The sequence below is a fragment of the Rhodococcus marinonascens NBRC 14363 genome (assembly GCF_001894885.1).
GTDB lineage: Bacteria > Actinomycetota > Actinomycetes > Mycobacteriales > Mycobacteriaceae > Rhodococcus_F > Rhodococcus_F marinonascens.
The window spans coordinates 1-8,703 of sequence record NZ_BCXB01000067.1; the positions used below are offsets into that span (position 1 = coordinate 1).

The 8,703-nt window shown below is 66.1% G+C and carries 4 protein-coding genes; 1 reads left to right on the top strand and 3 read right to left on the bottom strand.

Annotation, left to right across the window (positions count from 1 at the left end; translation table 11 throughout):
• The coding region (locus RM2_RS22170; protein ID WP_072691652.1) for a helicase-like domain-containing protein at positions 1 to 6,759 on the top strand (6,759 nt) is incomplete at its 5' end.
• Between the two features lie 204 nt (positions 6,760 to 6,963).
• Here RM2_RS22170 and RM2_RS22175 read toward each other — a convergent pair.
• The 3 genes from RM2_RS22175 to RM2_RS22185 form a co-directional block, all read right to left on the bottom strand.
• Entirely contained in the window at positions 6,964 to 7,254 is a 291-nt protein-coding gene (locus RM2_RS22175; RefSeq protein WP_169846801.1) for a hypothetical protein, read from the bottom strand.
• A gap of 10 nt (positions 7,255 to 7,264) precedes the next feature.
• A complete protein-coding gene (locus tag RM2_RS22180; protein ID WP_245814098.1) occupies positions 7,265 to 7,729 on the bottom strand; it encodes an HNH endonuclease family protein in 465 nt (154 codons plus the stop codon).
• Positions 7,730 to 7,847: 118 nt separating this feature from the next.
• A complete protein-coding gene (locus RM2_RS22185) occupies positions 7,848 to 8,501 on the bottom strand; it encodes a hypothetical protein (RefSeq protein ID WP_072691655.1) in 654 nt (217 codons plus the stop codon).
• Positions 8,502 to 8,703 lie beyond the last annotated feature (202 nt).

Consider the following 8,703-nt stretch of genomic DNA (forward strand, 5'->3'; position numbering starts at 1 on the left):
CACGAGTTCTACCACGCGGCCGCCCGCAGCGACCCGCTGTGGAAGTACGCGAAGAACGGCACCGCCGCCGCGGATGCACAGATCGTCCAGGAGGCGCGCCGCACCATCCTCGACGAGCTGCACCGCGCAATGGCCGCCGACGTCTCCCTCCTCGAAGCGAAAGGCTTCGACCTGGACTGGGTGCTGCGCTCGGAGATCGACCCACCGCTGCTGGCCGAACTACGCAACAGCAGTGGCGCGGCCGCCGGATTCGATGTCAGCGACCTGACGACCTACGCCAACGGCCACGTGATCGTCGGTGACGTCGACGGCACCCACATCGACATCACCCGGCCGCCGAACTGGCGCGGCCCCGCCAACCGGATCACCCTCGACGGGCAACCGCACGGCGACATCGATTCCTTCCGGGAGGCCATCGACCTCGCGCGCACGACCCTGACCGGCCCCGAGGTCGCGGACACCGCCACCACCCACCCCGAAGCCGCCCAGACCCCGGAGAAGGTCCCCGAGGCCGAGGCGCAGACCCGAGACCAGGGAGAGGGCATTGATCCGGCGTGGGAACAACCCGGGGCCGCCGAACAGGCGGCCCTGACTGAGCAGGCCCCGCCCACCACTGACACGGAACTGCTGGTGGTTCCCGAGCATGTGCACGGCGAACCGATCACCAGCCCGCTGTGGCGTACCGGCGGCCTGATCGAGGTTCGCAAGGAAAGCGGCGCGCACATCTGGGTTTCACCGGAAACCGCAGCTCGCCGCGCCCCCACCGCCGCCGAACCGGCACCGGTGGCCGACCAGGACCCCGAAATCGACGTCCAGGACGACGTCGCGGTGGAGGAGCCCACGGTCAGCCCGCCGGCAGTCGAGCCCTCACCGGCCACCGACTTCGAGCTCGGTACCGAGGTGCTGGTGCCCTCGGGGGCCAAGGCCCGCGTGCACGCCAACATCGCCGCGGCACGGATGGTGCTCGAGCTCGAGCGCCGTCAACGGTCGGCAACGGCGGAGGAACAGGCAGTCCTGGCCCAGTGGTCCGGGTGGGGTGCGGTGCCGGAGGTTTTCGACAACCGGCCCCGTTTCCGCGAGACCTGGGGCACCGAGCGTGAGGAGCTGTTCGAACTCCTCGGGGAACGCGGTTTCGGGCAGGCCCGCGAGACCACCCTCAACGCCCACTACACCGACCCGTCGGTTGTCGCGGAGCTGTGGCGGGCCGTCGAGCGGGCCGGGCTGCCGGAGGGCGCCCTGATCCTCGAACCCGGCTGCGGTGCCGGGCACTTCGTGGGCACCGCCCCGACCGGGGTGAACATGGTCGGCGTCGAGATCGAGCCGATCAGCGCCCAGATCGCCCACCACCTGTATCCGTCGCAGCAGATCCGCAATCATGGATTCGAACGCAACTTCGCCGAAAACGGCACGTTCTCCGGGGCGATCGGCAACGTGCCGTTCAGCAAGTACGGTGTCCACGATCCGATCCACAACGTCGACGGGCATTCTCTCCACAACCAGTTCATCGTCAAGTCCCTCGCTTTGACCGCACCCGGCGGTTACGTCGCGGTGGTGACCTCCGCATACACCTCCGACGCCAAACGCGCGGACGCACGCAAGAAGATCACCGCGGCCGCCGATCTGGTCGGTGCGGTGCGTCTACCGACCGGGGCGTTCGACCGGCAGGCCAAAACAGCGGTCGTCACGGACGTGTTGATCTTCCGCCGCCGCGGCGAAGGACAGCAGCCGTCCCCGGACACCGCGGCGTGGGCCGGTGAGGTCAAGAGCATCCCGGTCGACCGGCGGGGTGCGGAAGACAACGCGCCGGCCGAGCTGTACCGGATCAACGGCTACTTCCGGGAGCACCCCGAGCGGGTGCTCGGCGACCTGGCGGTCGGGCACGGGGCGAACGGCAACCTGACCCTGATCGTCGAACCCCGCACCCGGACCACGTTGGCGGTCCAGCTGCGCCGCCAGCTCGATCCGATCATCGACCAGGCAGTCGAGCGCGGACTCGGCTTCACCGCCCCGCCGCCGACCGCGAAGGCCGCCGGTGCGTTCACCACCGCCGGTCTGGTCACCGGCGCCGGCCTCGAGTCCACCGCCGTCGAACCCGGCACAATGCGGTTCGACGAGGTCAAGGGGCAGTTCGAGCAGTTCACGATCGGGCAGGGATGGGCGTACGCCAACTGCACCGGCAAAGACAAAACCGAGCAGTGGAAGGTCCTCATCGCTCTCGGTGAGACCGTCATGAATTTGACCGAGGCGAGCCGCGAGGTCGAATCGACCCGCGCCGAACGCGACGCTTTCCGCGCCCAGCTGGGCAACCTCTACGACCGCTACACCGACCGGTGGGGGCCGTTGAACCGGTTCACCCTCACCGACCCGAAACCGCTGACCGAGAAGAAGATCGCCGAACGGCTCGACAAGGCCATCACCGGGTGGCGCATCAAGACCGGGAAGGCCGAGGCCCGCGAGGACGGACTCGACCCCGAGGACGCCGCACCCTACGGCGGTCCGGTCCCCGACGACATTGCCGAGGAAATGCAGGACAAGGCTGCCACGGAGCCGACACCTCGAAAAAACCAGAGCCACCTCCAGGGTGCGATCGCACGGGACCCCCGCATCGGCATGGTCCTGGCGATCGAAACCTTCACGGCCCGGTTCGACGGCACCGGCGCCGTGGCCACCAAGTCGCCGATCTTCACCGAGGACACCACCCCCTTCAAGACCAGAGCCGACACCGCCGACCATGTCGACGAGGCAATGGCGATCAGCTTCGACGAACTCGGCTGGGTTTCGCCCGAACGGATGGCCGAGCTACTCGACGTCGAGGTCGGCGACGTCGTCGACCAGGCCCGGGGCCGGATGTTCCCGTCCCTCGATCACCCGGGGGAATGGGAGATCGCCGAAACGTTCCTCTCCGGCCACGTCCGCGACAAACTCGCCACAGCACGGATGCGGGCGGCCGAGGACCCCGAGTTGTTCGGTGGGGCCGTCGAAGCCCTCGAACGAGTCGTCCCCGCCGACGTCGACCCGTCCCTCATCGGTGTCCGCCCCGGTGCCACCTGGGTGCCGATGGAGTACTACCGGCAATTCCTGATCACCGAGTTCGGTCTCGATCCACACCAGCTCACGACCGAGTTCGACAAGGTCAGCGGCAACTGGAACTTCGAGACCGACCAGAGCAGCCGGCACGAGAACCCCATGCGCGGTTACACCGACAAATTTGGCAGCACCGCACTGACCGGTGTCGACATGTTCAACCTGATCGCCAACAACAGGGCGGTGCAGGTGCTCAAAACATCCGAGGAACTGGACCGGTCCCCGAAGCCGCGGTTCCATCCCGAACGGACGGCCGCCGCCCGGTCGAACGCGACCGCCATGCAGGAACGGTTCGCCGAATGGTTGTGGGCCGACGGCGACCGCTACGTCACCCTCGCCGCCACCTACAACGAGCTGTGCAACTCCTTCGTCAAACCGAAGTTCGGCACCGAGTTCACACAGTTCCCCGGCCTGAACCCCAAATACACGCTGTACGACTACCAGGCCGCCGCGGTGCAACGCTTCCTGCACGACGAGACGATCCTGCTCGATCACGTCGTCGGCTCCGGGAAAACGTTGACCATGACGGCGGCCTGCATGGAAGCCAAGCGGCTCGGGCAGGTCCGTCAACCGTGGGTGGTGGTCCCGAACCATTTACTCGGGCAGTGGGGCAAGGAGGCCCGCGACGCCTACCCGAACGCGAAGATCCTGGTCGCATCCGAGTTGGACGGGGTCGAGGACCGGCAGCGGTTCATCGGGCAGACCGCCGTCGCCGACTGGGACATGGTCATCGTCGCGCAGTCGGTGTTCGGGATGATCGGGATGAAGCGGGAGGCGCAGCTCGAATACCTCGACAACGAGATCACCGAGATGCGGGCAGCGCTCGACGCCGCCAACAAGGACGGAGCGGAGTTCTCGGTCAAACAGATCGAGAACGCGATCAAGGCGACCACCAAACGCATCGAAACGATCATCGAACAGAAATCCACCGACGACGGACTGAGCTTCGAGCAGTCCGGGTGCGACTTCATGTTCATCGACGAGGCACACGACTACAAAAACCTCTCGAGGCCCTCGAACTCCGCCGACCTGTCGGTGCCGGAGGGGTCGCAGCGCGCCTCCGACCTCGAGATGAAGGCACGGTTCCTGCGCAAACAAGCCCAGGACCGTAACGCGCGGGCCGGGAAGCCGAACGCACCCGCCAAGGCGATGGCCTTCGCGACCGGCACCCCGATCACCAATGCCATGTCGGAAATCTGGGTGATGACCAAGATGCTGCGACCGGATCTGCTGACGCGGATGGGGATGGGCCGCATCGACAACTGGGCGGGAGCCTTCGCCAAACCCGTCACCGCAGCCGAAATGAACATCACCGGAACCAAACTGCGGATGGTCACCCGCATGGCCGAGTACGCGAACGTGCCCCAACTCGTCGCCATGCTCGACCAGTTCCGGGACGTGGTGACCTCCGACCAGATCCCGGTACCGCTGCCCGAGATCGAGGGCGGGGCGCCCACGATCCTCGAGTACGACCAGGGCCAGGACGTCATCGACTTCGTCGCCGACCTGGACGAACGCCTGAACAACGTCAAGGGCGACCAGATGCACATCGACAACACCCTGAAAATTTCCACCGACGGCCGCAACGTCACCATGCACCCCCGGCTCGCGAACCTGCCCTCACCGCCCCCGGAACACTCCCGTGTCGAGGTCGCCGCCGACGTCATCTGGAACACCCACGTCGACAACGCCGACGTGTTCATTCCGGCCGACAAATACGGCCCGGACATGACCGGTACGTTCCAGCTCGTGTTCTGCGACCGGGGAACCCCCAAGGCCGGCGACGGCCGCCGCGCCCGCAACGTCTACACCGAAATGCGGGACGCCCTGATCGCACGCGGCATGAAGGCCGAAGAAATCGCCTTCATGCACGACCACAACTCACCCAAGGCGAAATCCGCGCTCACCGAGGCGTGCCGTGACGGACGCATCCGTGTCCTGCTGACGTCGACGAAGAAGGGCGGCACCGGACTCAACGTCCAACGCGCACTCAAACAACTGATCAACCTCGACCCGGCATGGACCGCCGCCGACATGGAACAGCGGATCGGGCGCATCATCCGACAGGGCAACACCTTCGGCAAAGTCGGTGTCATCAACGTCGTCGCCCGCCGCTCCTACGACGCGATGATGTACCAGTACGTGGCCCGCAAGTCCGCGTTCGTCGCGCAGCTCCGCCGCGAAGACGTCCCACCCACGATGGAGGACGTCGGGGGAGACCTGTCGCTGTCGTGGGCGCAAACCAAAGCGGCAGCGACCGGTGACCCGGTGTTCGTCGAGCAGGTCGAGGCCGAACAGAAAGTCACCACACTCGAAGCCGGGCGCAACGCTGTCACCAACAACAACGCGGCACGGCAGGCAACGATCCGATCCCTCGAACGCCAGATCACGGTCGCGGTCGCACGGCTGCCCGAGTTGAAGGCGCACAGCAGCAAGCTGCAGGAGTGGCTCGGTATCGAGGACCGCAGCAAACGCATCTGGGACCTGGCCGGCGGACCGGTGCCCGACAGTGAAGCATCCGATCTGCGCGAGGCCCTGAAGGAGTCTCTGGGAGCGGTCCGCGAACAGGTCACGAAGGAACGGACGCTCCTTCCGATCGCGTCGATCAACGGTGTCCCGATCATGCTCGGCTATTCGCACACCCTCGCCAACTACATCGTCGACATCGCGGGGGAGGAGCGCTATTACGAGCGCGACAAGATGATCGACATCCTCGCCCTCGACAGCGCCGCCACCGGATTCATCCAGTCCACCCGAAACCATGTGTCCGCCGTCAGCAACCGGGGCGATGCACTCGAAGTTCAGCTCGAACGAGACAAGGCCAAACTCGACATCGCCCGCGCCGAACCCGAGCTGGTATTCGCACACGAAGACGAACTCGAACAGGCCAAGCTCACCGCCCACGAGCTACGCCTCGAGGTCAACTCGCGGGAGAACTCACCCGAGGCGCTCCGCAAGAACCGACTCGACACCGAACGCCGCCGGGCCGACGGCCAATACCAGGGATGGTCACTCGACCTCAACCCCACCGAAGGGTGGGCGTCCGAGCAAGCGATGAACCGGGAAGAGGTGATCGCGAGTGTGCCGGGGCGCATGGCCGAAGCCCGCAAGAACTGGGCAGCGGACGCACCCGCCCGCGCCGAAGCCCGCGAACGGGAGCCCTGGCAAACCCTCGACGACACCGAAGCCGAATGGAGATACGGCTACGACCCCAACACGGGGATGCCCGGAGCCCGCACCTCCTGGCAGGCCCGCCAATGGAACTGGGAAGCATGGGACGGCAACGGTCTCAGCGATCGCGGGACCGCCAATCGCCGCGCCGACGCATTCGGTGCCTGCGCATGGCGAGCCGACGTGATGGCCAAGGATCGGGAGATCCCACGCGAGAAGCTCCAGGAAGCCAGCATGGAACGCGGCCGGCAACGACACGCATCCCACAACCCGGCACCGGCCACCGCACAGCCGGACGACAAACAGAACGCCACGGCCACGGCCACTGCCACAGTGGACCAATCCATCATTGACGGCATCAAGTCCGCCAGCAACGCACAGGCCCGCCCACTCCGCGAAATCATCGCCAACACCGCCGCCGAGGACCATCAAGGGGCGAACACCATCCACCCCCAACCCGAACACCACCACACACTCGACGACGAAGCCGAACACGCCATCTGAACACACCAGCGCATCGGCCCTTGATCACCGACGCACACCGAACACACGGAGTGACATTGCCCGAGCACTGAGAACACGCAGCACCTTGGCCCCGGAAGAACCTTTCAGGGGCCAAGGTGCTGCCGCAGTGCCTCATCGTCGAAAGAACCCGAGGATCCGAGACCGCCAGCCGCCGTGGCCGGAATTCAGAACAGGATGCCTAGATCACTCCGAAGGTGGGGCCACCCCTGACAACCGATTGAACTCCGCGGTTGGCATCGCTGTCACGCCGGTGACGGGTCTCCATTTCACAGTCCTCTCGACGAGTCCGACCGCTACGATTCGGGCGGCTTCGACGCTGTTCTGAGGGACCGTCAGGGTGAGTTCATTAAAGCCCATGACAGGCCGGAACCCGTTGAAGCACGTCTCGATGTAGCTGACGACGTCCGGGGGAGGCTCAGCGAACTGTTCGCCGAACTTGAGGATGACGGTGTAGCTGTCCCACATGGTTGACATTCTCCTTACGTCAGAACAGGATGCCTTGGTCCCGGCCGTAGTCGGTCTTGGCTTGGAGTAATGCTTCTTCGTCGTAGCCGTGCGCGAGCGCGTCGCGGATGTCGAGCGAACGCTGGTACCGGGATCGGCCCTGCCCGTCGAGGAGGGTGTGTCCGGACATTCGGCCGAGTGCGATGGCGTAGCGCACGTTCTCGCTGTGCGTCGACGGGGTGAGGTGGCCGGGGCCGACCCGGACGCAGAGCGGTTCGTTGCATTTGTGTTCGCACACCACATGCTCGTCGAGGGGGCCGTGGACCAGTTCCACCGAGAACCGGTGGGCGAGGACGGTGCGCTGCCGATTGCGGCGTTGATAGTTGTACCTGCCGTATCCGTCCGGACTGCTTATTGCTGCGACGAAATACCAGCATGCGTTTGGTGACTTGACGACCTTCGACCAGAACAAGGCGATGTTGCGGGCGGTGGGGGGCAGGGACACATCGACGGGCCGCTTCCGCCGACCAACATGGACCGAACCGGAATGATGGCCGCCGGATGTTTCCGGCGGCCACAACCCCGGTTGTGTTTCCTCGGTCACCGCTCACCCGGGTACGTCGTCACGCCGAGGCGAGGACCGCGGAATCGACGGCCGCCGGTGTGGTTTCGTCGGCGGCGTTCGCCGGGTCGGCGGCGGGTGGGGTCGGTGTCGCGGTGGCGGGCGCAGTCGGGGCGTCGACGTTCTCCGTGGGCGATGTGTCAGCGGCGCCGGAGGGGGTGAGGCCGGCGGCGTCGAGGTCGGCCTTCGAGGAGTCGATCAGGTCCTTCGCCTGTTTCTGGGACAGGCCGAGGACGGTGGCCAGGTCGGCGGGTGACCCACCGTCGGAGAACGCCACGACCGCCTGGGCGTGCTCGATCAGGAGGGCTTCTTCGGATCCGCGTTGCGCGGTGCGCAGCGCCTCGATCTTGGTTTCGGTGTCCTGCTCGGTCTGTTCGATCTTCGCCGCCGTGTCGGCTTTGAGTTTGTCGATCTTCTTCCCCAGCCCGCTTCGCAGGGACTCGATGCGGCGGTCACCGGCCGCGCCGACGGTCTCGGCCTGCCGGTCCAGTTGGGCGAGTTTCTCGGAGACCGCGTTCAGCGGCTTCGCCAACTCCTCGATGCGCTTGTGGTGCTCGAGGGCGCGTGCCCGGGCGGCCTTGACGTTGCGGTCGACGTTCTTGACGGTGTGCAGCCGGCGGGAGCGTGCCGCGGCTGCCTCGGAGGGGGAAGTCATGCGCGGAAGTGTAGCGGCTCCCGCCGACCGGGGGCGGGCGCGACGCGGGTCGTGTCATCGGAGCATTCGTGTCGCATCGCAACCACCGACAACCCCACCCCATTCTCACCAAATGCCTAACACCCTCACCTCCGGTGAGAAGAAACCGGCACCTGACGGTACCGAAAACCCTTCCCTGCCTGCGGCAGGGAAGAAACTTTTA

What these genes read in the sequence shown, in the direction of transcription:
- RM2_RS22175 (WP_169846801.1), bottom strand. Translation starts at nt 7,254, where the DNA reads ATGTCAACCATGTGGGACAGCTACACCGTCATCCTCAAGTTCGGCGAA.
- RM2_RS22185 (WP_072691655.1), bottom strand. Translation starts at nt 8,501, where the DNA reads ATGACTTCCCCCTCCGAGGCAGCCGCGGCACGCTCCCGCCGGCTGCAC.